The sequence below is a fragment of the Terriglobia bacterium genome (genome assembly GCA_036496425.1).
In the GTDB taxonomy this organism is placed as follows: domain Bacteria; phylum Acidobacteriota; class Terriglobia; order 20CM-2-55-15; family 20CM-2-55-15; genus 20CM-2-55-15.
On record DASXLG010000313.1, the window covers coordinates 1 to 24,719 of the forward strand.

General features: G+C 57.5%; 19 protein-coding genes. 7 read left to right on the forward strand and 12 right to left on the reverse strand.

Annotation, left to right across the window (positions count from 1 at the left end; all coding sequences use genetic code 11):
• Window positions 1-2,238 (forward strand): AAA family ATPase (locus VGK48_22875; protein ID HEY2384029.1); only part of this gene is annotated, 2,238 nt, incomplete at its 5' end.
• 101 nt (window positions 2,239-2,339) lie between these two features.
• Here VGK48_22875 and VGK48_22880 read toward each other — a convergent pair.
• The 4 genes from VGK48_22880 to VGK48_22895 form a co-directional block, all read right to left on the reverse strand.
• Window positions 2,340-3,977 (reverse strand): restriction endonuclease subunit S, encoded by a 1,638-nt coding sequence (locus VGK48_22880; GenBank protein HEY2384030.1) that lies wholly within the window; start codon window positions 3,975-3,977, stop codon window positions 2,340-2,342.
• A complete protein-coding gene (locus tag VGK48_22885; protein HEY2384031.1) occupies window positions 3,974-5,428 on the reverse strand; it encodes a class I SAM-dependent DNA methyltransferase in 1,455 nt (484 codons plus the stop codon). Before VGK48_22885 ends, VGK48_22880 begins: the two co-directional genes overlap by 4 nt.
• A 3-nt stretch (window positions 5,429-5,431) precedes the next feature.
• The gene (locus tag VGK48_22890; protein ID HEY2384032.1) at window positions 5,432-7,786 is read right to left on the reverse strand and encodes a DEAD/DEAH box helicase family protein; all 2,355 of its coding nucleotides are present in this window, start codon (window positions 7,784-7,786) and stop codon (window positions 5,432-5,434) included.
• Between the two features lie 153 nt (window positions 7,787-7,939).
• Entirely contained in the window at window positions 7,940-8,500 is a 561-nt protein-coding gene (locus tag VGK48_22895; protein HEY2384033.1) for a Uma2 family endonuclease, read from the reverse strand.
• 297 nt (window positions 8,501-8,797) lie between these two features.
• Here VGK48_22895 and VGK48_22900 point away from each other — a divergent pair, with 297 nt between their 5' ends.
• The gene (locus VGK48_22900) at window positions 8,798-9,505 is read left to right on the forward strand and encodes a hypothetical protein (protein HEY2384034.1); all 708 of its coding nucleotides are present in this window, start codon (window positions 8,798-8,800) and stop codon (window positions 9,503-9,505) included.
• A 448-nt stretch (window positions 9,506-9,953) separates the two neighbouring features.
• On the opposite strand, the gene VGK48_22905 is transcribed toward VGK48_22900, so the two are convergent.
• From VGK48_22905 to VGK48_22925, 5 genes are all read right to left on the reverse strand, one after another.
• Window positions 9,954-10,079: a hypothetical protein gene (locus VGK48_22905; protein HEY2384035.1), complete on the reverse strand. Its 126-nt coding sequence runs from the start codon at window positions 10,077-10,079 to the stop codon at window positions 9,954-9,956.
• A 165-nt stretch (window positions 10,080-10,244) separates the two neighbouring features.
• Window positions 10,245-10,544 carry an energy transducer TonB gene (locus tag VGK48_22910; protein HEY2384036.1) on the reverse strand — a complete coding sequence of 100 codons (300 nt, stop codon included), beginning with the start codon at window positions 10,542-10,544 and terminating at the stop codon, window positions 10,245-10,247.
• A complete protein-coding gene (locus VGK48_22915; protein ID HEY2384037.1) occupies window positions 10,490-10,999 on the reverse strand; it encodes a hypothetical protein in 510 nt (169 codons plus the stop codon). Before VGK48_22915 ends, VGK48_22910 begins: the two co-directional genes overlap by 55 nt.
• Window positions 11,000-11,208: 209 nt before the next feature.
• The gene (locus VGK48_22920; protein HEY2384038.1) at window positions 11,209-11,427 is read right to left on the reverse strand and encodes a DUF3820 family protein; all 219 of its coding nucleotides are present in this window, start codon (window positions 11,425-11,427) and stop codon (window positions 11,209-11,211) included.
• Between the two features lie 33 nt (window positions 11,428-11,460).
• Window positions 11,461-12,771, reverse strand: a complete 1,311-nt coding sequence (locus tag VGK48_22925) for an SGNH/GDSL hydrolase family protein (protein ID HEY2384039.1) — start codon at window positions 12,769-12,771, stop codon at window positions 11,461-11,463.
• 45 nt (window positions 12,772-12,816) lie between these two features.
• Between VGK48_22925 and VGK48_22930 the strand changes: the two genes are divergently transcribed.
• A complete protein-coding gene (locus tag VGK48_22930; GenBank protein ID HEY2384040.1) occupies window positions 12,817-13,236 on the forward strand; it encodes a secondary thiamine-phosphate synthase enzyme YjbQ in 420 nt (139 codons plus the stop codon).
• 31 nt (window positions 13,237-13,267) lie between these two features.
• Entirely contained in the window at window positions 13,268-14,287 is a 1,020-nt protein-coding gene (locus tag VGK48_22935) for an MBL fold metallo-hydrolase (protein ID HEY2384041.1), read from the forward strand.
• A gap of 98 nt (window positions 14,288-14,385) precedes the next feature.
• Here VGK48_22935 and VGK48_22940 read toward each other — a convergent pair whose 3' ends face one another.
• Window positions 14,386-17,871, reverse strand: coding sequence for a carboxypeptidase regulatory-like domain-containing protein (locus VGK48_22940; protein ID HEY2384042.1), 3,486 nt, complete (start codon window positions 17,869-17,871; stop codon window positions 14,386-14,388).
• A gap of 247 nt (window positions 17,872-18,118) precedes the next feature.
• On the opposite strand from VGK48_22940, the gene VGK48_22945 reads away from it, so the two are divergent.
• From VGK48_22945 to VGK48_22955, 3 genes are all read left to right on the forward strand, one after another.
• Complete coding sequence (locus VGK48_22945; protein ID HEY2384043.1) at window positions 18,119-19,921, forward strand: HAMP domain-containing sensor histidine kinase; 1,803 nt, start codon at window positions 18,119-18,121, stop codon at window positions 19,919-19,921.
• Window positions 19,918-20,607, forward strand: coding sequence for a response regulator transcription factor (locus VGK48_22950; GenBank protein HEY2384044.1), 690 nt, complete (start codon window positions 19,918-19,920; stop codon window positions 20,605-20,607). Before VGK48_22945 ends, VGK48_22950 begins: the two co-directional genes overlap by 4 nt.
• Window positions 20,608-20,701: 94 nt before the next feature.
• A complete protein-coding gene (locus VGK48_22955; protein HEY2384045.1) occupies window positions 20,702-21,031 on the forward strand; it encodes a hypothetical protein in 330 nt (109 codons plus the stop codon).
• A 183-nt stretch (window positions 21,032-21,214) separates the two neighbouring features.
• On the opposite strand, the gene VGK48_22960 is transcribed toward VGK48_22955, so the two are convergent.
• Both VGK48_22960 and VGK48_22965 read right to left on the reverse strand, forming a co-directional pair.
• Entirely contained in the window at window positions 21,215-22,420 is a 1,206-nt protein-coding gene (locus VGK48_22960; protein HEY2384046.1) for a M28 family peptidase, read from the reverse strand.
• On the reverse strand, window positions 22,417-24,719 hold a 2,303-nt coding region (locus tag VGK48_22965; protein ID HEY2384047.1), incomplete at its 5' end, for a hypothetical protein. The genes VGK48_22965 and VGK48_22960, both read right to left, overlap by 4 nt.

A 24,719-nucleotide genomic window follows, 5' to 3' on the forward strand; every position in this document is an offset into this window, starting at 1 on the left:
CACTGCAACGCGATCGGCGATGTAACATTCCGCCGCTATACGCTTATCTTTGGGGAGAACGCGCGGGGCAAGACGACGCTCTGCGACATCCTGCGGTCTCTGTTTACAAACACGCCCGCGATAGTGATTGGCCGTGCGACGCTCGGAAGTCCGAACCCACCAGAGATACAGCTGCTCACGACTGGCGGACCGGTTGGTTTTCGTAATGGCGCCTGGACAGCGGCCTATCCGGACATCGCCGTATTCGATGGCAGTTATGTTCGGGAGAATGTGTTTGCCGGAGATGCGGTTGATACCGAACACCGTCGCAACCTCTACCGCGTCATTATCGGCGCGCAAGGCGTGGCGCTCGCGGCGAGACTTGACGATCTCGATAACCAGATAAGAGTAAAAGCGGGCGAAATCCGTGACAATCGCGCGCAGATGCAGAGGCACATTCCGCAAGGCATGACGGCGCAGGACTTCATCGCGTTAGCAGAAGACCCACAGATTGACGCGAAAATCACGGCGAAAGAACAGGAATTGCAGGCGGCGCGTCAGGCGGCACAGCTGCAGCAAAAGCCTGGGCTGACGGCGCTAACCCAGCCCGTATTTCCTGCAGCCTTTGCGGAACTGCTGGCGAAGACATTTGCGAATGTCGCCCGGGATGCGGAACGACGCGTCACCGAGCATATTGAGCGTCACCGTATGCAAGGGCGCGGCGAGACATGGATTAGCGAAGGTTTGCAGTATGTAGCCGACGAGACGTGCCCCTTCTGTGATCAGCCAATCGATGCCCTCAGGCTCATCCACGATTACCGGTCATTTTTCAGCCACGAGTATCATGCGCTGCGAGAGGAAGTCGGCGGGCTCAAGCGCCAAGTGGAAGCGACCATTGGGGAGCGTGCTGCTGCCGCCCTAGAGCAAACGGTTTTGCAGAATGCCAATTCTGCCGAGTCTTGGCAGCAGTACTGCGAGTTAACGCCCCCGTCACTTCCGCAAGGAGAGAGTATTCGGGATGTCATGGGTACGCTGCGGGAGTCCGCCCAGGCGCTGCTCGATGTGAAGATCGGAACGCCGCTCGACGCCGTTCCGCCCGATGAGCGGTTTACTCAGGCGCTCGGAGCTTTTGAGGGATTGCGGACTTCGTTCGGCGAATATAATACCTCCGTGGCGACCGCCAATACGGTGATTACCGCGAGAAAGCGGCAGGCGCAGGCGGCGAATGTGCGCGATGTCGAGAGCACGCTGGCGCGGCTGAAGGCACAGAAAGTACGCCACACGCCGGAGGTCCAGGCGCTGTGTGATGCGGACGCGCAGCTGCACGAAGAAAAAGTCGCTCTCGAAGCCCGAAAAACGACGACACGCGGAGAACTCGATGCGTATACGCATCAAGTCATCGCGCGATACGGCCAGCAGATCAACTGGTATCTGGAACGTATCAACGCCAGCTTTAGAATTACGACGCCAACTCATACATATCGTGGCGGGCCGCCGAGCACAAGCTACCAAATTGTGATCAATCAGAATGCCGTTGATCTCGGAGACCCGCAAACGCCACTCGACAGGCCGAGCTTCAAGAATACCCTGAGCGGCGGGGACCGGACTACGCTTGCGCTGGCTTTCTTCTTCGCTCAACTGGAACAAGACCCAAGCCGGGCAAACAAGGTTGTCGCATTTGATGATCCGTTTGGCAGTATGGACGGGTTCCGACGGAACCATACGGTTAACCAGATTTACCGGTGCGGCCAGAACTGCGCGCAGGTTATAGTTCTATCCCACGATCTCAATTTTCTTCATCTTCTATGGCAGCGCATCGACGTCGGCGGCCGGAAAACCTTGACTTTGGCTCGTATCGGCGAGGAAAACACCGCGGTGGCTGAGTGGGACATTGAAAGAGCAGTACAGGCGAGATACCGCGTTGATATCGACACGCTCCAGAGGTTCTTCGCAGACAGCGAAGGCGATCGGCGCGACGTGATCCAAAAGATCAGGCCGGTGCTAGAGGCCTATTGCCGGAATATTTATCCGACACAGTTCGGGGAGCATGAAATGATGGGTGGCATAGTAGCAACCATCCGCAATGGGGGCGCCGCGCATCCGCTTTCGTCCATTGTGGATGACCTCGAAGAGCTAAACGTCTACTGCCGAAGGTATCATCATGGAGAAAACCCCAATGCCGCAATAGAGCCTGTAGATGACGCGGAGCTTCAGGGCTATGTTCGGCGAACTTTGAAGCTCGTCGGGTGCCTTACCTAAAACGCGAAATCTGGGTACGGACACCAATGTTTTCGGGGTTTCGATTAGGAGCCTGTCCCATGATTTCTAGTTGGGTCCGCTTGCGAAGGATCCGGCATAGGTCACTCCTGAGGAATGAGGTCGGCGACGAGGGCCTCGACCAGTTCCTCGCCGGTTTCCCGAGAGGCTTCGAGCTGCTCTGCCAACCGATCCACCAACGTCATGAGTTGATCTATTTTGGCTACAATCCGGCGCTGTTCGGCGAGGGGTGGAAGTGGGACGCGTATACGCCTAAGGCCAGAAAGGGGAACCGTTTTCTGTGCGATTCCAGTCGCGATCGCTGCCGCTTGTTTCAGCACCAAGTCGCTTTCCAGGAGGAAGGCCACATATTTGATGGAGACACTTTTTGAAGGGCGGATGATAGCGATGTGCCTCTGCACACAGAAGGGGCGTTCAATGTCGACAATGACCGGTATTCCAAAAGAGCCAACCAACGTGTAAAGGATGTCCCCTGCTTTGGGCTTTCGGATCGGGTCTAGTTTGGAAAAATATTCCTCAGGCACATAGCGGCATGCCATGAAATCGATGCCGCCCCAGCGAACATCGCTAATCACCAGAAACGGAATTCCATCGTCTGTTTGTGGCGGGGGCAGATGATCGCCGTCGGTAATCGACGTACATAGGTCCGAAAGTGCGGTCGATATCCAGCCACTTGCAAGCCCGACGGGCTCAGGCATGACTTCCTGCCTATGTAATTCAGACGATCTTTTTGTTACCCAATCGTCAGCCAAACAGCCCTTTTCCATATCGATGCGTTTTATGATCTCGCCTGCCGGCTCATCGTTTGGGTCCTGTGGGACGAGTTTGCCTTGGACGGCGAGGGTAAGAATAGCCTTGCGCAGCTCGGCGGGAGCGATGGGGTATGAGCCGTCGAACAGGAAGTTGAGGTTTGCCGACGTGGGTGCGTCTGCAAATCTGTCGAGCGACGCGCGTGCCAGCGCGGCGTGCCGCGTTTCCCGTTCCTGCTGCTGCACTTCGAGCCGATCACACAACGCCACCAACTCATTCACCTTCGTTACGATCCTCCATTGCTCGGCGAGGGGCGGAATAGGAATGAGATATTGGCTTAGGGAACGCCCAGTGAGATGTTTAATGGTCGCGCCGGTAAAAAGTGTCGCAAGGACACCATTTTCGGAGTCCACCTGAAAGTTTAAGGCCAAGAACTGCGAAAGAATCGCACTGCAGGGCCGAACACGATGGAGAGCCTTCTGGAAATACATGTCTGCGACTTGGTCATTCCAAACGGCACAACGCCCCGGTTCACCGCCTTCGCAAATAAGCAGGTCGTCCTTCATGAGTCGCAGTTGGTTTTCTTCTACCTTCTCAACTCGCATTTGTTTCACATCATCGAGGTCAAAGCGCATCCATTGAACATTGGTATTTCGAAGATAAGGCCTCGGCTCTCCACGGTTCTTCTGCCGGTCGAGCATCTTTCCGAGCCTTTGGTCACCGACACCGCCAAATCGCATCCACGTCCACGTCTTAGGGACTGGGTGTCGGTGCTCGTCGTAAGCCACTATCCATCTTTCAAGATCAACGTCCGCCGCCTTGAGCCCAGCTGATGCATGTTCATCGTTGGGATCCTGAGGGACGAGTCTGCCTCGTACAGCAAGCCGACGAACGATCCGCTTTATGTTCGGCACGGCATCGGGAGCTTCGGTAAAGCAGACGAACTTTTCGAAAAATATCTCCAGCGTCATTCAGAAGTTCCGGCGGTTGCCATTAGAGCGCGTAGCAGTTCCCGCTTTAGGGCATCGCGAGTTCCCGCGATCTGGGCGAGGAGCTTTTCGTATTCCGGCAGGAGATGATCGACGTCTCCGGGACCCGCATCGGGGTTGTGTGGGTTCTTGAGGTCGAGGTTGTAGCTGCCTGCCTTGATCTGGTCAATAGGGACCCGCCAAGCCTGCTCGTTTTCCACTCGGTTATCCCACCACGCTCGCTCCGGTTGGAACTCCTCAATGCGAATGGGTTTCCCCTTGTTGTAGCTTTTCGCACCGGGCGGATAGGGGTGCTCGTAATACCAAATTTCAGTGGTCGGCTGGCCTTTGGTAAAAAACAGCAAGTTCGTGCGGATTCCGGTGTATGGGCTAAAGACGCCGTTGGGCAGCCGAACGATGGTGTGGAGGTTGCAATCGGCGAGCAGCGCTTCCTTAATTCGCGTTTTGACACCTTCGCCGAAGAGGGTTCCATCGGGCAACACCAGTCCGGCGCGGCCGCCGGGCTTGAGAATCTTCATGAGTAGAACGAGAAAGAGGTCCGCGGTCTCCCGGGTTCGGAATTCCGTTGGAAAATTCGATTCGATGCCGTCTTCCTCCATGCCGCCAAAAGGTGGATTCGTAACGACCACGTCCACGCGCTCCTTCGGCGACCAGTCGCGAAGCGGGCGGGAGAGGGTGTTGTCGTGGCGGACGTTGGAGGGGACATCGATGCCGTGCAGCAGGAGGTTGGTCATGCACAGGACGTGAGGAAGGTGTTTCTTCTCAATACCGGCGAAACATTCCTGGATGCTTTGTTCGTCGTCTTCAGTCTTTGCCTGCTTGCGCAGATGCTCAATCGTGCACACGAGAAATCCGCCGGTCCCGCAGGCGGGGTCGAGGACCGTTTCGCCGAGCCGGGGATTCACCTGTTCGACGATGAACTGCGTCACGGCGCGCGGCGTGTAGAACTCGCCGGCATTACCTGCGGACTGGAGGTCTTTCAGCAACTTTTCATAGATGTCGCCGAACATGTGACGATCATCGGAGACATTGAAGTCGATGCCGTTGATCTTGTTGATGACCTGACGCATCAAGGTGCCATTTTTCATGTAGTTGTTGGCATCCTCAAAGGTCATGCGAATCAGGCCTGCGATCCGATCCACACCGCCCGTGAGCGCCTTCAGCTTGGGTAGCAGTATGTTGTTGACGAAATCGAGCAGCGCCTCGCCGGTGATTCCCTCGGGGTCCGTCGCCCATGAGGACCAGCGCAGATTCTTTGGCAGCGGAGACTTGTATTTGTCTCGCAGGAGTTCGAGTTCTTTTTCGTGGTCGTCGAAAATCTTCAGGAAGAACATCCAGCCGAGCTGCTCGAGGCGCTGCGCGTCGCCGTAGGTGCCGGCATCCTTCCGCATGATGTCCTGGATGGTCTTGACGATATTGGAAACGTTCGGCATTGCTCAATTAACTCTTTCGTATAGCTGGGTTTCGATCTCCCGGACTGCGGCGAGGTAGTTGTCCTTACCTCCGAAAAGACGCACGATCTCGACCGGCGTTCCGAATTCGGTCATCGGTTCCACCTTGAGAATCTCCATGGACTCGACGCTCTTCACGCCGCCATCGGCGTATTTATCCAACAATGCGTTGAGGACAGCGCGGGTCTTTGCACCGTATTTGGCAAAGACGTTGCGTTTGCGAACTCGTTCGACGCGCTCGCGACGCGTCAGCGGCGGTTGATCGAAAACCACGTGGCAAACCAGGTCGAAGGCGTCATAGTCCCGGCCGACCTGTTCGGCCAGTTCATCTAGAAATACTCCGCGACCGGCCAGTTCTTCAACGATCGCCTGTTTCCGGTCGGCAGCGTGCCACGCATTCAGGAACGCATCCAGAGATGCGTATGTCCCGCGAACTTTCTTTCGGGTGTAGTCCTTCAGGGATTCGGTGATCAGTCTGCCATTGGCACCCAGGTACTGAACCCGCTCGGTCGCGACGACAACTTCGACATCATCCACGACGTATTTTGTTGGCCTTTCGGGCGCACCGGCGCCGGAAATCGAGGTTAATTCGCCGGGATCGATGCCCACGATTCCCGCCCCTTCATCGCCGGGCGGGACAACCGGATCGCGTTCAACGGGTTCGTATATCTGGACGGGATCGCCGTCAAAAGCGGGGTCGGCGAACAAGGTCGTCGCCCGCTTGAAATCCATGATCGTGAAGAAAAGCTTGTTGTAGTCCTCGTTGATCCGGGTGCCCCGGCCGATGATCTGCTTGAATTCGGTCATCGACGCAATGCGCCGGTCGAGGACAATGAGGCGGCAGGTTTGCGCATCGACGCCGGTGCTCATCAGGCGCGACGTGGTGGCGATCACCGGGAAAGTGGATTCCGGATCGATGAAGTTGTCCAGTTGGGCTTTCCCTTCATCGTTGTCACCGGTGATGCGCATGACGTAACGCTTGTTGGCTGCCGCGAGATCCGGGTTGGCGTTGACCAGGGCTTGCCGCATTCGCTCGGCGTGATCGATGTTCTCGCAGAAGACGATCGTTTTGGCAAAGCGGTCTGTCGATTTGAGAAACTCCGAGATCCTGGTGGCGACGAGTTCGGTGCGCTTTTCGAGGATGAGGTTACGATCGAAATCGAGGTCGTTGTATTCCCGGTCCTCGATTTCCTGGCCGTATTTGTCCGTTTTCCCTTCCTCGGGTCTCCAGCCATCCAGGTCTTTGTCGATTCCGATTCGCACAACCTTATAGGGAGCCAGAAAGCCGTCGGAGATTCCCTGCCGGAGAGAGTAGGTGTAGATCGGCTCGCCGAAGTACTCGATGTTGGAGATTTCCCTGGTTTCGCGGGGAGTGGCCGTGAGACCGATCTGCGTCGCCGAGGAAAAATATTCCAGCACCTTGCGCCAGGCGGCATCCGCATCGGCGCTTCCCCGATGGCACTCGTCGACGATGACGAGATCGAAAAAATCGGGTGAGAACTGCTTATAGATGTTCTGTTCTTCTTCGGTGCCCGTTACCGCCTGATACAACGAGAGATAGATTTCGAAGGCTTTGTCGGCCGTACGATTGGTGATCTTGGTCATGGCCTGGCCGAACGGCTTGAAGTCGTTGGTTTTGGTTTGATCGGCCAGGATGTTGCGATCGACCAGGAACAGGATGCGTTTCCTCGCGCCCGATTTCCATAACCGCCAGATGATCTGAAACGCCGTATACGTCTTGCCGGTTCCCGTCGCCATGACCAGCAGGATGCGGTTCTCGCCACGAGCGATCGCGTCGACCGTCCGGTTGATCGCCGTAAGCTGATAGTAACGAGGCGCTTTCACGGACCCGTCGTCGTAATAGTCCTGCGAGGCAATCTTTTCCTGCGCCGTGTCATAGCCTCTGGACTTGCTGTAGCGGGCCCAGAGTTCTGCTGGAGCCGGAAACTGATCGAGGGGGATCTCGCGCTCGACGGTTCCCGATATTCCCGTCCGGTCATGCTCAAGGAAGGCGTCACCGTTGGAACTGTAGGCGAATGGTACGTCCAGCATCTCGGCATATTCCAATGCCTGCTGCATGCCGGCGCCGACGGAGTGATTATTGTCCTTGGCTTCGACCACGGCTATCGGAATGTTCGGTTTATAGAACAAGAGGTAATCGACCTTGCGGGCCTCACCGCGTGTCACTGTCTTGCCCCGGACAATGACTCGGCCTTTCGTGATGTAGCGCTCCTCCTGAAGCTGTGTCATCACGTTCCATTTGTCGCCGTTTAAGCCGATGATCGCCGGAGTAATGAACTTCGTGCGGATATCGGTTTCGGTGAGCTCTTTCTTGTTCATCGTGCCCGGCATGCATTTTAGGCGAAGCGAATCACTAAGCAGAAAGGGATTTCGTTCCAGATGCGCACTCGAGTGTCGAGTTTCGAGCAGGAATATACAAAGGAGATAAGTCAGGGGGGGGCGCGGGGAGGCGCGATTTGATGCAGGTGAGGCTTATCCCAGGAGGTCTTCTATTTTGAATAGAACGTCTGGAAATGCCAAGGGTGACACAGACTGTGCGCGGCGCAGAATGAGTTTGGTCTTGTAATCATTACCCACCGGACCGCGGAAGACCAGGAGCACGCCTTCTTTCAGGTTTTCGATCCACACCTCTGGAATGCCTGCCTCAGCGTAGAGGGGAAGCTTGATGTTTCGGTCGAAACGAAACGTCGTATCGGACACTTCAACAACAAAGAATGCATCAAGCGGGCCTTGACGCAGAGACGCGTAAAAGTCGGAACGCGGTTTCAGAACCGCAATATCGGGCTGCGGCACGTTGAACCGATTTAACGGCAGCGCATTCTGGACACTGATCATCGCCCTACCGTGAAATGCGCCAAAGAACCGTTCAGCAGTTCGGTTGACACAAGAGAAGTGCGGCTGGTTTACGGGAGACATCTCGAGGATCTCCCCCCCAATAAGCTCCACACGCTCCTCGGGGACAAAAATGCCGGCCTCATCCATTCGATAAAAATCGTCGACCGTAAACAATTTCCTGGTGACTTCCGTTGGCATAGGACCTCTTGTTGAACATAGCGTAGCATGCCCTGGGCGCGAGGCATGACAGGTGCCACCGTTAAGTGTTTTCACTGGAATGCCGCCGCTCGAAAGTCCGGGGAAACCGCGATCGCGAAATCAGCGATATCGCGATAAAGTTCTGGGAATTCGGGGGAGGCGGCGCTGCATTTGTCAGCCGATTGGAGGAACGGAGCGGTCAAAGGATCCGACCGCGAAAGCCTGGCCCGAAACCCCGGCATCCTCCGTCGTCTTGAATTAGGGAATTCAGGTGTGCGACCCCTAGAATGCTGTTCCATGGCTCAGAGATCCACACTTCCTGCCGGCAAACCAATTGCGAGATGGCTCGCGTTAGTCGCTGCAGTAGTCCTGGGACTGCTAACGCTGCTATTCGTTGCCGCGGTCCCGTTCGCCATGTACCACCTGCCGGCATGGTGGCGAGGACTTCCGCTATTGATGCCGGCATCGTTAGTCATCGCACTCTTTGCCGCGCTCGCCCACCAGGCATACTCCGATTGGACAGGCCGCACGAGCCGCCACCGCCGGTCACGCAGCGAATTAAAAGTGCCACAACCGAGCGTACTGCGAAATCGGACAGTCGCACTGGGTATGTTGATCTTGTGCATATATGGGGCGCTGCCATCATCGCTGACGACGTTCAGATTCGGGACAGCGCCGCCCGCAAACGAGCGGGACCTGGTCTCTATCTTCGGTCTGCTGTTCGCCACCTTCATCACGATTTCCATCGCCATCCGATCTCGATTCATCGGCGATCGTGTAGTGTTCGGCCTCGTGGCGGTAACTTTCGTATTGCGCGGAATTACGCTATTTCTGCCTTCCGCCTCGTCAGGCGCATCGGTGATCCTTGAACTAAGGCACGTAGTGTCGGGGGCGGCGGCGCTCAGCACGTTGGTGTTTCTGATATCTGCTTCGGGCGCGGACGGAACGGCGGGTCAGTCGGGAGCTGGGCGCTCGACTCGATCGATGACCAACAGTTCAAGCTGATCGCGTTGCGGGAGAGTGAGCAATTTCCTGCATTGTTCTGTGGCCCGTTTTTATGGATGGCAATCCAAGTGCACACATTGTGTCATGGCGAAGCCAGACATGCCGAACTTCTCTATTGGGGGCCGAATCGTTGTAGGCTTTATCGCTGTCGTGGTGATTATAGCTCTGTTGTATTTCCTGAGTGTTCTATAGCGATTGCTCTTCGATTCCCTTGTGACATTCGCTATCGCATTGCCGAATTTCCTGAAATGGCAATGCGGTTGCCGCGCTCACCAATACTCACGTCCTGAACTATAACGACTGATTCGCTTGTCGACGTCTTGGGTGAATCTAGGATTGCCCCATCGCTGGACGGCTATCCCGCCAATAAAACAAAAGCGCCAACCATGTTGGACGAGAATGCTTTGGACTCCGGCCGCCGCCGCGAGCAGATCGTCCAGAGACTCGGTCATTTGCGGCGCCGGTGAAAGATTGCCTGCTGTTCAATGAGCCCGATACCGTTCAGCGGATTGGGAGGCGCCGGAGCAAAGAGACGGAGGGACCGGATGATCTGAAGAGCGCGCTCTTCAGTCATAGATGCCAGCTCCTTGAGCCTTAAATTTGTCCACTGCGTCCCACCGTAGACGGTACTCCGCTCGCCTGTCTTCGCTGGAACTGCGTTCCGACTTCACAAATAGAGTATAGCGTGCGTGTTTAGCCATGGGTTGAAGGGATCAATTTATCAATTGTTTTTTACGCCTTACTGCAAGGTAAACGTTACGGTGATCGTGGTGAGAACCTCCACGGGTTCGCCGTTCAACAGCGTCGGACGGTACTTCCATTGCCGAACGGCGTCGAGCGCCGCCTGATTCAACAGCGGATGCCCAGAAATAACACGCAGGCTTTGGACGGATCCGTCCTTGCTGATCTCGGCTTCCATGACAACAACTCCCTGAACCCGCGCCTGCCGCGCTAAGAGCGGATAAGACGGCTTGATCTGTTGAATCAGATTCGCCGCCTGGATGACTCCGCCTTTTCGTACCGGCTGCGTGTTCCTGATACCGGCGCCGGGGGCGGCGGTGGTGCCGGCGGCGCAATGTTCGGAGAAGCGGGCGCGAGATCTGCAGCGTTTGCAGTGGTCAGTCCCGACAAAAACTGGCCTATTGAGCCACTTCCGGCTGGAAGCAGTCCGATCATTGCGGGCCCGGGAGTGTCGTCGATACTTGCAATCTTTAACGGAATGGAGGCGGGTTCCGTCAATGTAACAGCGATGGGAGTGACGGGGCGGTGAGGTTGCGCCGCGAACACTGGAATCGGCAGGTTGTCCGGCATTCTGGGCGCCGGAGGCAACGGCAGACTATTAACGGAGGGCAAGGGCAACGCATGCGTTTCGAGCAACGGAACCAGCACCAGCAGCGTTACCGCAACGGCGTGCGCGACTACTGCGATCGCGACAGTGAGAGGTTTTCGAGTCTCTCCGCCGCGACGCGATTCCAACAATGAATTTTCGAGCATGTTTGATCTCCTTATTGAGACTCCCCGGGGAGAAGCAAACTTGCCGGCTTACGAGAGCTATAGACACCGGTGTGAAAGGTTTGTTCCGCATTCGTTGAAGTTACGAACCACCCCGTCTGCGCCGCTGAGGAACGGACCTTCTTCCAGGTGGCGCAGCCACCCCTCCTTGAAAAGGAGGGGAATGTCCACCATCGAGTATTGCCAAGCCTTCAGACCTCTTTCCCGCTGCGGCGCAGGGGAACAAGGAGCTTTTCCAGGCCGTTGACTTTCAGCTCCAGCATGGCCGCGAGCATCCTGCCCAACTTGCCTTCCGGGAAGCCCTCGCGCGAGAACCAGACCAGGTAGGTCTCCGGCAGGTCAGCCAGATATCGATCCTTATATTTGCCAAACGGCATGCGTGCGTTGGCCAACTCCGTCAAGTCATCCATCACAGACAACACTCAAACTTGGCATTAACGCGGTTACTTCTTCTTCGAGGTGAAGATCTTCAAGTCGATCGAATCCGCCATCGCTTTGTATCCCGCATCGTTGGGATGCAGGTGATCCGCATTGTTGAAGGTCGGCGTCAGCATCTTCGAATTCGATGAACTCTGCGTGACCTTGTCGTAGTCCACGACGGCATCGAAGGCGCCGCTGGTCTTAATCCAGCGATTCAACGCCTCGCGCACTTCTTCTCCCTTGTCGCTGTAATAAGCGGCGCCCTGGTATGGCGTCAGGGTGCATCCGATGACCTTGATGCCATGTGTGTGGGCGCGCTCGATCATTTGCTTCATCGGAAGAATAAGATCGTCCGCGGTGATGGGTGCCGGCGCCGGCCCAGTGCCACGCGGCGGTCCCGTCGTGATGCCGATATCGTTGATGCCTTCCATGATCATCAGCCATTTCACATTTGCCTGTCCCAGCACATCACGGTCGAACCGCGCGAGCGCATTGACGCCGGCGCCGTCGGCGAGGATGCGGTTTCCGGAGATACCCTCGTTCAATACGGCCAGTTTCGGCGCGCCGGGCGTCGAGACAAGACGGGCCGCCAGCACGCTCGGCCAGCTGCGATCCGCGTCGTTCGAGGAGGTCGCGCCATCGGTGATGGAATCGCCGAAAGCGACGATCGCACCCGCATCGGCGGAAGCCATTACATCGACTCCGGTGATCCAGTACCAGGAATGAGTCGTGGTCATATCGCTCAGCATCGGCTGGGCGGTGACATTGCCCGGCGCGATGTAGGTGGTATGCAAACCTGTACCATGGGTGGTGAGCTGGCCGCTGGCGCCGGGAATGTAGACGCTGATGGCGAGATCGCCCAACGGCGGAATTTCCAGATCGACGGGATCGCTCGTCATGGCGGCGCCCTGGGCGATTGTGACTTCAGGCTTGCCGTTGAACATCAGCGGCCGGTCTGAACCTGGGACGATTGCCGATTCCTTGCTCCGGAGGGCGGCGTGTGCGGCGCCGATCGTGAGCGGCGCATTTCCATAGACGTTCGAAACAGTGACTCGCGCACGGCGTCCGCCGAGACTGGCACGAACAATCATGCGGACAGTCTGATCCTTGAACGATGTCGGAGCAGGCGCAGGGCCGGATCCCTGCCCACGCTGTCCGCCTGCTCCAGGTGCGCCACCGCCGCCGGGCGCCGTGGCATTCGCCCGCGCCGGGGGCGGACCGCCACGACCCTGCTGCGGGGCGGCGGCCCAGGTTGTGACCCAATGATCCTGAGCGTTTGCGAGCGGCACGACTGCCGACATAAGAACCAGGCACAACAAATTTCGCAGCTTCATAGCCCTCCACAGGTGATTGGCGCGAATTATACAATGCTGGGCATCATGAAATCCTATCGAGAAGAACTGACGTTCGACACGAAAACCCGGCGCGCCTACATCAACATAACGCCGCAGGTGGAAGCGGCGCTCAAGAAAAGCGGCGTTAAAGAGGGTCTGTGCCTCGTGAACCCGATGCATATCAGCGCCAGCGTTTACATCAACGACGACGAGTCCGGCCTGCTGCAGGACTACGACGACTTCCTGGAACGGCTGGTCCCGCATGAACCGACCAGCCAATACCGGCACAACGATTCCGGCGAGGATAACGCGGACGCACACATCAAGCGCCAGATCATGGGCCGTGAGGTCGTGGTGGCGATTACCAACGGCAAACTGGACTTCGGACCGTGGGAACAGATCTTCTATGGCGAGTTCGACGGCCGCCGGCGGAAGCGGGTCCTGGTCAAGATCATCGGCGAGTGATGATAGAATTCCGACAAAATTGGAGGACTTCATGTCGCATAAAAAATTGTACGTTTTATTTTTTGCGTGTTTTGCTTTGGCAGCGACTCCTCTCGCGAGTTTCGCCCAAGGCCAGGGTCGAGGCGCCGGACGCGGTCAAGGCAGCGGACGTGGACGCGGTGGCGGAAGCGGACGGGGCGGTGGCAGCGGACGCGGTTCCGCGGCGGCGGCACCGATTTCGATCAAACAGGTCAAGCCCGGCGTCTATATGGTTATCAATGGCGGCGGCAATTCGACCGTTCGCGTTACCGACCAGGGCGTGATTGTGGTCGATACCAAGAATCTCGGCGACCAGTTCTACAACGACCTGATGGCCCAGATCAAAACCGTAACTTCGCAGCCGGTGAAGTACGCCGTCGTCACCCACGTGCATCAGGATCACGCCGGCAACATCGAGCGGTTCGAGAAGGCCGGCGTTCCGGTCATTGCATACGAAGGCCTGAACAAGAACCTGACGACCGGCGGCCCAAACGGAAAAGGCTACGAAGCGGCGCAGGGAAAACCGGCGGCCGCTAACATGACCTATACGAAGAATAAGAAAATCAAGCTCGGCAAGGCGCAGGCGATTGTGGCTCATTTCGATTCCGGACATACCAGCGGCGATAGTGTCGTCTACTTTCCTGATGTGAAGGTCGTGTCACTCGGCGATGAGTTCACCGCGACAACGCCTAACTGCGACTATCCGGATGGCGGCAGCATTCTCGGCTGGGCGAAGTCGCTGGCGCAGGTATTGAAGTGGGACTTCGATACAGCGATTCCGGGTCACGGCAACGATCCGATGACAAAAGCCGACGTCGTCACGTTCCAGAAACGAATCGATGAGATCGGCAAGACGGCTATCGCGCTGGTCAAAAGCGGTACGCCGAAAGATCAACTCCGCCAGCAGATCCAGATGAAGATGGGCGCCGATCTGGGCAACTGGATGATGACGGGAGTCGTGAACGACATGCGGCTCGATTTGTTCTACGACGAGATCAGCAAAGCGGCGAAGTCGGGCAAATCCAGCGACTAAACCGAGGGACTGAATAGGAGGTTGTATCAGTGGAAGTTTCTGCATTTCAAATATAGAAATGCAGAAACCTCCACTGATACAACCTCCTATTTTTCTCCCTATGGGTTCTTCACACTGAACAAAACGCGGTTCGTAGATCCGCTGGTATCGGGATTCGTCACGACGACCGGAATGATACCGCTTTGGCCGGCCGGTATAACACCCGCCTGTCCCAGCAGGAACGCAGGTATCGACACGGTTATGATTGCCGGAGTAATCGAACTGGGAACCAAGGTCGAACTGCCGAAGCTCACCACTGCGCCAGCTTCGAAGCCGGAGCCGTTGATCGTGAGAGTGAACGCCGGCGAACTCATTGAAACGGAACCGGGCGAGATACTGTTGATGATTGGCGGCGGCAATTGCACGTAGGCCGTTACACCAAACGGTAGTATTTGCGAGGCGCCGCCACCCGGCTGGGGATTGAACACCTGCAGGGAATACTGACCGGAGCACATCACAGAAATATTAATGACCGCTTCGTGGGAGCTGACGACGTTCGCAGCGGTTGCTCCTGAGCCCTCAACCTGGCCACCTTGCACCGGCACGGCCGATATACTGACAACAGCGTCGGCAAGGCCGCCTGAGGCAGTCATCGCGGTGATAACGACCTGTGCCGGGTTCGGCACTATCGGAGGCGCCGTGTACAGGCCGGTCGAATCAATTGTCCCGGAAAATGAGCCGCTCGTGGCCATCACCCCCCAGGTCACGTTGTTAACCTGCACACCCGCAACGTATGCCCTGAACTGTTGTTGCGTCGAGACTGCAACTGTCACGGAGTTCGGTACGATGACTAACCCTGGTGTGCAAGGATTTACCAGGGCAAAAATGGAAGCACTGCTGAAATTGGATCCATACGCGATAATCGGTGCGGGATAACTGATCGTCGGGCTGGTTGGATCAAAATTCAAGGGCCCGGCATCGATCTGGGTCAGGATCGGCGTCAGGTTTGATAAGACCAGCGGCACTGAAGCAGATGCCGCGACAAGCGAAGGTTGTGGATTCGAAACCGAAACAGCGAGGATCCCTCCAACCAGCAATGCGGACTGCGGAATGCTTCCTGTAAGCGTTGTCGAACTCACGAAGGTAGTCGGAATGGTCACAATCCCCGCCGGTCCAGTGACGTTTATGACTGCGCCCGGCTGGAAAAAGAATCCGAATACCGTCAATGCAAGCGGGCCGGCGTTGTCGTCCAATCGGACCGGCGCCGCAATCGGGGATATCGACAGGACAACCGGCGCCGGACTCGTGAGATTAATCGTCAGTGCATTCGACGGACCGGCGGTCGGCGGCGGACTCACTACTGTCACATTCAGGACGGCGCTGGTCTGAAGCAACGAGGCCGGAACGGTAGCTGTGAGCTGATTGGCACTGACAAAAGTCGTGGGAAGAGCTGTGGCTTGCACGAATATGGTACTTCCCGGAACAAAGCCTGTTCCCAATACCGAGAAGGTAAATCCGGCGCTGCCGGCAATGAGCGGGGCGGGAACGCCGCTCAATTGCTCGATCGTTGGAGGCGCAGATCCGACCCCGAAATTCTGCGGCGCTGAGGTCACAAACCCGCCGGGTCCCACATTTTCGACAACCACGGTCGTGATGCGTGGAGCCACCAGGCTTTCCGCCGGAATCGTCGCTTGCAGAACCGTCTGGTTTTGCACGACGGTGGCCGTACCTCCCGTCGCGGTCGTTACAGTCACTGAAATTCCTGCCGAGGTCAAACTCGTCGCTACAGGCACGCCGTCAAAAATAATTTCGCTCGTGTTGTTGAAAGGTCCGCCCGCGACGACGATCTGCGTTGCCGGGCTGCCGGCGACCACGCCCGAAGGTTGAACGGCGGTAATCGCCGGACGAATCAAAGTGGCCGTGAAATTATTGCCCCGGCTGCTGGCGGACCCGATGTTCACGGTGATCGAAGCGGGACTCATTGTGTATCCCGGATCGACAGCCTGGACCAGGTATGCGCCCGGAGGCGTCTTCGCAAATTGATAGTTCCCCGAGGCATCCGTAACGGCGGACGTTGTCAACGCACCGCTCAATTGAATACTGGCGCCGGCCAAAGCCACACCATTGTTCGTGACGTTACCGGTAATGAAGAACTTCGTAGCGGCCGGCGGAATATAGTTCGGCTGCGAATGCATTGCCGGCAGATTGGCGAGCACACTGTCGTCGGTCTTGCCCTCGAGGGCTTGAGCCGAAATCGGGGAATCCGAAGAGATATAGATGAATCCGGCAGTCGTGGCTTCCGGCAGGAGCGTCTGAAGCGTTTCGCTGCCCAGAGTTAACGCGGGAATGGTCAGCGATGCCGACGAGGCGCCCGACCCGTCATCCGGAATATTGAGGACCGTCAAATTAGCCGGAACGGCGTTGGAATTCCTGAAAGACAAGCCGGTGAAAACCGACGGATCCGCCGCGCGGGTGCGGTAAGCAAAGTTCGTGCTGGGAGGGTCGGATGGCGTGAAAACGACGATTCCGTTCTGCGATACGCTTGCGACCGCTTCCGCCGCAATAACCGGCGTCTGGCTGCTGACCGTCAGTGATCCCATAATCATGCCGGCCGGAAGCGTAAAGATATTCGGCAGCCCCACGCGCACAGAACCGTTCGCCGGGATCTGCAAATTCGCGGCTGTAGTGTTTGCCACCGGCTGGCCGTTTGAACCATTCAGCGTGATTGTTGCCGTAATCGCCGACCCGGACGGGTTCACGACCTGAACAACTGTCGAATAATCGGCGCCCTGCACGAACACGGGAAACAAGGAGTTTGTCGTCGCGGAGGATGGCGGGACGCCCGGAATCAACGCGAAATCAAGATGAGGACCGACGATTCCCTGATTGTCATCCGAAAAATTCGCAAGGCTGGCCACAACGTAGATGAACTTCGCCGGCCCCAGCACATTCGATAAAGCACGCACTACAACGTGCGAAATCTCCACGTTTTGTGTAAACGCGGATTGCGGAACAAGCGCATTGATGTTCGTCGTCAGGGTGCCGAGCCGGGGCAGAGTCGCCTGTCCGCTTCCCAGGATCGAACCGTCTGTGCCGACAACCAGAATAATGACGGAGGTCGCAACCGGCGACGGGTTCAGGATCGACAGGTTCATGATGCCGTTGTTGGCGGGTCCGAACGGAACATAAAAACTCTCGGACGCCACCGCCGGCGCCATCGTCTCAAAATTGCCCGCACCATCGGAGAGGGTCGCAACGCTGGAGAGCGGCCCGTTCGTAGTGATGAGGAGAGAACCATTAAAAGAGGACAAAGCAAACGACGCAGCGGTATATCGCTGTTGCGTTTCCGCAGGGACTCTCTGAAACGTGTTGACCAGTGTGCCGGAATTGGAATCAACCAGAGTAATCTCCGCGGTCACTGCCTGGGTGCTGAGATTATTCAGGATGAATTCAGACCCCGCCTGACTGTTGAACAGCGGATACACATATTGATTGCTGGCTGTTATGGCCTGCGCAAATCCAGCCGTTGTTGAAGTGAGAAACGATGCGCACGCGAAAACGCTGCATGCTAAAACCCAACCGAGTGTGCGATTGATTCGCGGCATTGGCGTCGACCTTTCTAAGTCCCTGTAAAACCTAACCAAACTCGTCGGACATTAGCTAAAGGGCAAATCGATGTCAAGAAAAGGGGCGCAATTAGTAGCGTAATCGTTCCATAAGTATTGCTAGATTTTGGTGTGTCCCCTCCTTGTTGGAAGCCCAAAGCCCGCCGGCCGTTAACAAGTTTTTACAAGATCACCCGGAGATGCCCCGACTATAATTCGACATGTGGTAGCGCGCGTGAAGTCCAGCATGCTTCTCGCTGGCCTGCCGCTCATCCTTCTTCCCCTTTTAGCAGTGTTGCAATATCGATGGATAGGCGAGGTCAGCGCCGCGGAACGCGACCGGCTGGAGAGCAGCCTTCGTGTGGCATCGGACCACTTCGCCTCGGATTTCGATGCGGAACTGACGCGCCTCGCCAATGGTTTTCAGATTCGCGACGGCTTTCCGGACAGTGCCGAGCCGCTGGTCGAGCGTTACCAGACATGGTCCGCGACAGCGCCCTATCCGCGGATTGTCCGCAATCTTTATCTGTTGAAAACCAATACGAACAGTGAACCCGAGTTGAATCGGATCGATCTTCAGTCCGGTGAAATGACGCCGGAGCCTTTACCGAAGGAACTACGCGGGATAGGCGATCGATTCCGCCCGGGAACCATCGCGCCGCTTTCACAGGACTCGATGTTTCTGGTCATGATGATTTTCCGGCGCGGCCGTGCGTTTGGAACGCGGCCGGACGACAACCGTTCAAAAACTTCGGATGACTTTGCGCGCACTCCGCGTTTCGGGCGCGGGGGCCGCGGGGGCCGCGGCGGCCGTGGCTCCGGAGGACCCGGCGCGGGCGGTCCGGGAGGACCCGCCGGCCCCTCCGACGGCGCCGTCGTCATGGAATTGGATCGCGAGGTCATTGTCAGAGACCTGATTCCGGCACTTGTCGAAAAACACTTCTCGACACACGACGATCCGGCATATCGCATTGCAGTCGTCAGCCACGGCGACGTGCCGCGTGTCGTGTACTCGTCGGCCGGCGAGTGGAAGCCCGAAGAACTCGCCACACCGGATGCCCAACTGAGCCTGTTCGGGACGCCGCCGGCACCCCCCGCGTCCGGAGGACCGGGCTCTCAAGGCAGCAGGCGGAACCGGCCCAACCGCGGTCCGGGACCGCTTGCGCGGAACGGGTTTCCGGGCTCTCTGATCAGCCAACCCTGGACGCTGCTGGCCAAGCATCGCGCCGGCTCTCTCGAACGGGCTGTCGCGCAGGACCGCACGCGCGGCCTCGCCATCAGTTTTGGAATACTGCTGGTGCTGGCCGCAGGCCTGATCACCGTCGTCATCTCCAGCCAACGCGCCCACATCCTCAGCAAATTGCAGATGGAATTCGCAGCCGGCGTGTCGCACGAACTGAGGACGCCTCTGGCCGTCATTCGTTCGGCCGCGTATAACCTGCGCAGCGGCGTCGTTCGAGACAAGGAGGGCATCGAACAATATGCCGCCATCGTCCAGGAAGAGGCGCGCCGCCTGTCGGACATGGTCGAAGAGGTATTGCTTTATTCGGAAACTCAATCCGGGCGGAAAAAGTACAAGCTGGAACCGATCGATGTGAATGAAGTCATCGACCGGGCGCTCACAAACATCTCGTCCGCCATCGATCTCGAGAAGTGCGAATTTTCAACGCGTATCGATCCCGACCTTCCTCCGGTGAAGGCGGATCCCGCCGGACTGACACAATGCATTCAGAATTTATTAAGCAACGCATTCAAGTACGGCAAGAACGGAGACAAACTGCATATCGATATCGTCGGGCAAAAGGACTCCGGAGAAAACGAAGTCCGCCTCAGCCTTGCCGATCGCGGACCTGGTATAGACGTTGCGGATCAGCGCCACCTGTTCGAACCGTTTTATCGTGGAGAACACATTGAATCGAACGTTCCAGGTAACGGATTGGGGCTTCATCTCGTCAAACGCATCATGCAAGCGCAAGGAGGCCGCGTGACATTCAGTCCGGCGCCGGATGGAGGCGCCTGCTTTACTCTCCACATCCCCATCGCGTCATGAACAAAGCGCATATCCTTCTGGTCGAAGACGAAGCCAACCTCCGGCGCACCGTTTCCGACCTTTTAAAGAGTGACGGCTACACGGTTCAAAGTTCCGGCGATGGCCTCGAAGCCCAGCAACTGGCGATGTCCCAGCCGTTCGATCTCATCATCCTCGACGTGATGCTGCCGTCGAAGAACGGCTTCGATGTCTGCCGCCATCTGCGAAAGAACGGCGTCAATACCCCGATCCTCATGCTTACAGCCCGGACCGAGTTGAACAACAAGGTTCTGGGTTTTAAAGCCGGCGGCGATGACTACCTGACCAAACCGTTCGACACGCCCGAACTTCAGGCCCGGGTTGAAGCGCTGCTGCGGCGCGCGCCGGCCGCTTCGCGCCCGGAGCTGAAGACATATGAATTCGACGGCATCCACGTCGACTTCACAAAAGGGCGTGTCATCAAACACGGCAAATCCACCGACCTCGGTGAACGGGAGTGCCGGCTGCTCCGCTATCTTGTCGAACGGAAGGGCTCGGTTCTTTCGCGCGATGAACTGCTCCAGGAAGTCTGGGGTTACAAGTCGATCCCGCTGACCCGCACCGTCGATGTCCATGTCGCCTGGCTCCGCCAGAAAATCGAAGACGATCCGAAGAATCCCCAATACATCGTCACCGTCCACGGCCAGGGCTACCGCTTTTCGGGCTGAATTCCAGCAGGCACAGAAAACGGAATTTCCTAAAAATTCGGCGCGAGCGGAAGCGCGATTGCACTTTTTCCCAAAACCACCATAATGATCGCCGATGGCATTCGTTCGTGACACCCGTACGGCACGAGTGGAAAAAAGCTCCGAAGGAATCGTCGTCACGCGCATCCTGCCCGAAGTGCTGCAAACCCTGAATGATGCCGTTGAAAACATCTCGGTTTCGGCGGCAGCCTGCGGGGGTCAGCGGGCGCCGATCGTTGTCGATCTCCGGCATGCGATGCCCCTCGATGCCGAAACCCGTCATTACTACACCGGCAAGCAGCTGACAGATTTCTTTACGTCGGTCGCTGTTCTGGTTCCGGTCGGACGCCGTCGAAGCTCTTCGACTCTGAAGCGGAAGCCATGCAGTGGTCCGTTCAATACCTGAGGGTGGCTCCGAAACCAAGATGAGTGAAGAGCAGCTCAACTTCGAGCGTTCGAGATTCCTGGCGCTGCTCGACTCCATGGAATGCATGGCGGCAGGAGATCTCGAGCGCCAGATCCCTCTCTCCGGCGAAAAAGACGCAGCCCCCGGGTTTGCCAGGAGGGGAGTTCGGCTCCCTTTGAACCTTCACCTTGCCGCAGGAGTCCGCAGCGTATCGATTTTTTGCTGCAGGTCGCGGCGTTCCGAGGGATCGGCTTCCCACTTGAGAGCCTCTTCGTAAATGGCGGCGGCGATATCACGGCGATTCTCGCGTTCGTAGTAGGGTCCGAGGTAATAGCTCACCATGAATCCGGAAAGCCTCGGGGTGGCGAGCGCGAGGAGAGCCGTCGTCGCGATGCGGCGCAGCTCGCGCGTGGTGTCGGATTTCAAACGGGCGCGAAAGTCGGCGAACATCAGGCGATAGGCCTGGGGCAGATCGCTTCGTTCCTTCTCAACGAGGTCGAGTTCATGCAGAAGGGCCGCATTTTCCCCGGCGGGATACACGGGGTCCGCCAGGAACTTCGGCTGGGAACGCATCCGCGCGATGTCTTGCACGATCTGACCGATGAAGTCCGTTTCCTGCGCCAGCTTGACGTAATTCACGCGGTCCGCGGTATCTCCGGCGCCGTGATAGTCCTTGTGGGTCGCGTCGGAAAAAAACAGATATGGCACATGCTTGAGGGTGAATCCCGCAAAGTCACTACGGGGCCCGATCAGGTCGGTTCCGACAACCAGCATATCGGGCCGCGATCGCTTCTGCACGACGGCCGAAAGCTCCTTCGAGTACTCGGCCCCGAGAACAAACATCGTCCAGGACGAGAGATCCATGAACTGGCGGCCCAGGGTGTCGAAGATGATCGCAGACTGGGCCTTGTCCAGCGGATAGGGCGAATGATCGACGTAGTATCGTGAACCGTTGAGCCCCTGTTCTTCATCGTCGAACGCAACGGCCACGAGCGAGACCGGCAGTTCCTTTGTCTTCAGTTCGCGAACGAGCTCGAGCACGACCGCGACACCGGCGGCGTTATCGCTCGCCGACGGCATACCGGGGCCTTGACCGTCATAATGCGCGCCGAGAAGGATGTAGCGCTCTGCCTTTCCGATCCGGCCGATGACGTTCTTCCGCCGGCCTCCGAAATCCTGCATCTGCACATCGCATCCCATGTCCTTCAATTGCTGCGAAATGTAGTCCGCCGCAGCGGCCGCGCCGGGACTTCCGGCATAACGGCCTTCGCGCGCGGGATCTGCAAGCCAGGTCACATGCGCCTTGAGCCGGTCGGCGGAAACCGCGCCAAGAGCGAGCAGAGCAAGAAGGCCAACCAGGATCGATGCGGATAATCTTCTGATTTTCATGTCGATTGATGCGGCTTCGCGAACGGCACAAAACCGGCCGCGATCAGCGCAACCAGGTAAGCGGTTAGACCGGCGAGAAGCGTTACTGTCACACCCCAGAATACGGCGACCACTACGGCAAGCACGGATGAGATGACGGAGAACGCGCCGTTAATCCCCCAGTACCAGGCCGCCGGAGCGGCGGCGTCCGAGTACTGGGCTTTCTTGATCCCGAGCGGAAACGCCATTCCCATGAAAAATCCGCAGGGAAACAGCAAGAGCGCCGAGGCCGCAATGCGTACAGGCGTCGAAGCGGCGGCGAATTCGCGGGTAATGGAGGGGCTGGCGGCAATGAAGGCCGCCAATATCAGCGGCAACAGCCATAACCATCCTGCAAATCGATGCGCGCACAGACTGCCCGCACTCGAAGCGATCAGCAGAACGAAGAGCACCACGGTCAGCCCGTAAATCGGATGCCCGAGAAATACGATCAGCCTCTCGAGCTGCCCGATCTCAATCATCATGAAAGCCAGTCCGATTCCCGCGAAGTAAATCATCAGCCTGGCCGAATGCGCCCGCCGAACGCGGCGCACCAGCGCGAGCGGCAGAACAATGGCAACTGCGCTGAGCGCCGTCACAATCAGCAGCAGTGTCCCGAGAACACGCACGGCCTTGAGATTGTTTCGATTCATGTCCCGGTAGGTCGACGATTTCAAAAGATCGGAAGCGCGCAGCATGTGAAAGAAGAATGGCGTATCGTCGGTCGGAGCGGCGATGTTCATCGGATAGGCGTGAATGAATTCCTCGTACTTTGCCGGATTGGCGATGGCTTCGAATTCCGGGCGGGCTGCAAACTGCGGCGTCAGCACGGGCTGAAACTGCAATGCTTTCGAAACTTGAAGTACGCGATCGACATCGTTCTTAGAAAACGGCTGTTTCGATACCAGAATGGTCGCCACACCGCCGCTGCGGACCATGATGATGTTCTGCCGCGGGTCCGCCACCCCCGCATCCATCAATGATTCTGTCGCCAGAGCGGTGAGGCGCAGGGTCTCCGCCGGCTGTGCATCGAAATACCAGCGGGACATGGTCAGAATTCCGCCGGGCGTCAGGTGATTCAGGAACGTCGCCCAGGCTTCCTTCGTATAAAGGCCGTTCTCCGTCAGCACGTACGCGCCGGCGGATGTCGCCGCCCAGGTGTCGATCAAGGAGGCCTGAATGATGCCGAATTTTTCGGAGGATCGCGCGACGTAGCTTCGCGCTTCGTCGTTGACCAGCGTCACCGCCGGGTTACTTTGCAGGTTTCCCGCATATTGCCCGAAGCGGCCGGTGAGAATACGCAGAATATCCGGGTTGATTTCAACGCCGGTCACGTGCCGTTGTTTGAACACCAGGGACGTCAGAATGTCCCGTCCGCCGCCGACGCCGATCACGAGCACAGACTCGGGACTCCTCAGATAGTGCACGAGAGCAGTCACGTCGTATTTCAAATGTTCGACGGCATCGAGATTCCCATCGAATCTGGTAATGACCGTCGCCGCTCCCGAATCGATGTTCAGGTAAAGCTGCTGCAGTTCCTTTGTCGAGTGATACGCAGGGCTCATTCCCCAGCCGAAGGGTTCTGTTCCAAGTTCTCCCACATGGATGCGCGAAAACGCGTTCCATTTTTCGTAAAGTCCGTCGTGATGATTCCTTCCACCTTTAATCCATTGCAGGTCGATCGCCCTCACCGACTGGTTCACGAGGCCGCCGGCGAGCAGAAGAGCGCAGCTCACAGCCGCTATCCATCGTCTCTTTCCGCCGGAGGATACGGAGAACGATGCCGCGGCCAGCGCGGCAATGCCGGCGTTCAGAAGCACGGCGCTCGGGGCATGAATATGGTTCAGGATCGGAATTGTCAGGACACATCCCGCAGCGGATCCGGCAAGATCCGCTGCATAGAGTTTGCCGGTATGCAGAGGAAAGCGCGTCAAGGCAACGCACACGACAACCCCGGCGAAGACGAACGGAATCGAAATGAGCGTGAATGCCAGCACAGTCGCAAAGACCCTCGTCTCCGGATCGACGGGAATGTACAGCTGGACCACAAAGCAGACGACGCTGCTCAGCGCGAAAAGAAGCGCGGTATTGGTGAGCGTGGCGAACGGGTCCCGTTTCTTCAGAACCTCGACCAGGACCGCGCCGGCAGCCAGACCGAACATGGCGAGAGAAATCGCCATGAAGGCGAAGTGGTACCACATCGTTACGCTGAAGATCCGCGTCAGAAATAATTCGAGTTGCAGGAGCGACAGAGTGGTAAGGAAAAGGCCCGCGTAAGTGA

Excerpts from the sequence above, each read along its gene's own strand:
- VGK48_22930 (HEY2384040.1), top strand. The coding sequence starts at position 12,817 with ATGAAATCCTATCGAGAAGAACTGACGTTCGACACGAAAACCCGGCGC.
- VGK48_22945 (HEY2384043.1), top strand. The coding sequence starts at position 18,119 with ATGCTTCTCGCTGGCCTGCCGCTCATCCTTCTTCCCCTTTTAGCAGTG.
- VGK48_22900 (HEY2384034.1), top strand. The coding sequence starts at position 8,798 with ATGGCTCAGAGATCCACACTTCCTGCCGGCAAACCAATTGCGAGATGG.
- VGK48_22925 (HEY2384039.1), bottom strand. The coding sequence starts at position 12,771 with ATGAAGCTGCGAAATTTGTTGTGCCTGGTTCTTATGTCGGCAGTCGTG.
- VGK48_22935 (HEY2384041.1), top strand. The coding sequence starts at position 13,268 with ATGTCGCATAAAAAATTGTACGTTTTATTTTTTGCGTGTTTTGCTTTG.
- VGK48_22905 (HEY2384035.1), bottom strand. The coding sequence starts at position 10,079 with ATGACTGAAGAGCGCGCTCTTCAGATCATCCGGTCCCTCCGTCTCTTT.
- VGK48_22920 (HEY2384038.1), bottom strand. The coding sequence starts at position 11,427 with ATGGATGACTTGACGGAGTTGGCCAACGCACGCATGCCGTTTGGCAAA.
- VGK48_22890 (HEY2384032.1), bottom strand. The coding sequence starts at position 7,786 with ATGAACAAGAAAGAGCTCACCGAAACCGATATCCGCACGAAGTTCATT.
- VGK48_22960 (HEY2384046.1), bottom strand. The coding sequence starts at position 22,420 with ATGAAAATCAGAAGATTATCCGCATCGATCCTGGTTGGCCTTCTTGCT.
- VGK48_22885 (HEY2384031.1), bottom strand. The coding sequence starts at position 5,428 with ATGCCGAACGTTTCCAATATCGTCAAGACCATCCAGGACATCATGCGG.
- VGK48_22955 (HEY2384045.1), top strand. The coding sequence starts at position 20,702 with ATGGCATTCGTTCGTGACACCCGTACGGCACGAGTGGAAAAAAGCTCC.
- VGK48_22950 (HEY2384044.1), top strand. The coding sequence starts at position 19,918 with ATGAACAAAGCGCATATCCTTCTGGTCGAAGACGAAGCCAACCTCCGG.
- VGK48_22895 (HEY2384033.1), bottom strand. The coding sequence starts at position 8,500 with ATGCCAACGGAAGTCACCAGGAAATTGTTTACGGTCGACGATTTTTAT.
- VGK48_22915 (HEY2384037.1), bottom strand. The coding sequence starts at position 10,999 with ATGCTCGAAAATTCATTGTTGGAATCGCGTCGCGGCGGAGAGACTCGA.
- VGK48_22880 (HEY2384030.1), bottom strand. The coding sequence starts at position 3,977 with ATGACGCTGGAGATATTTTTCGAAAAGTTCGTCTGCTTTACCGAAGCT.
- VGK48_22940 (HEY2384042.1), bottom strand. The coding sequence starts at position 17,871 with ATGCCGCGAATCAATCGCACACTCGGTTGGGTTTTAGCATGCAGCGTT.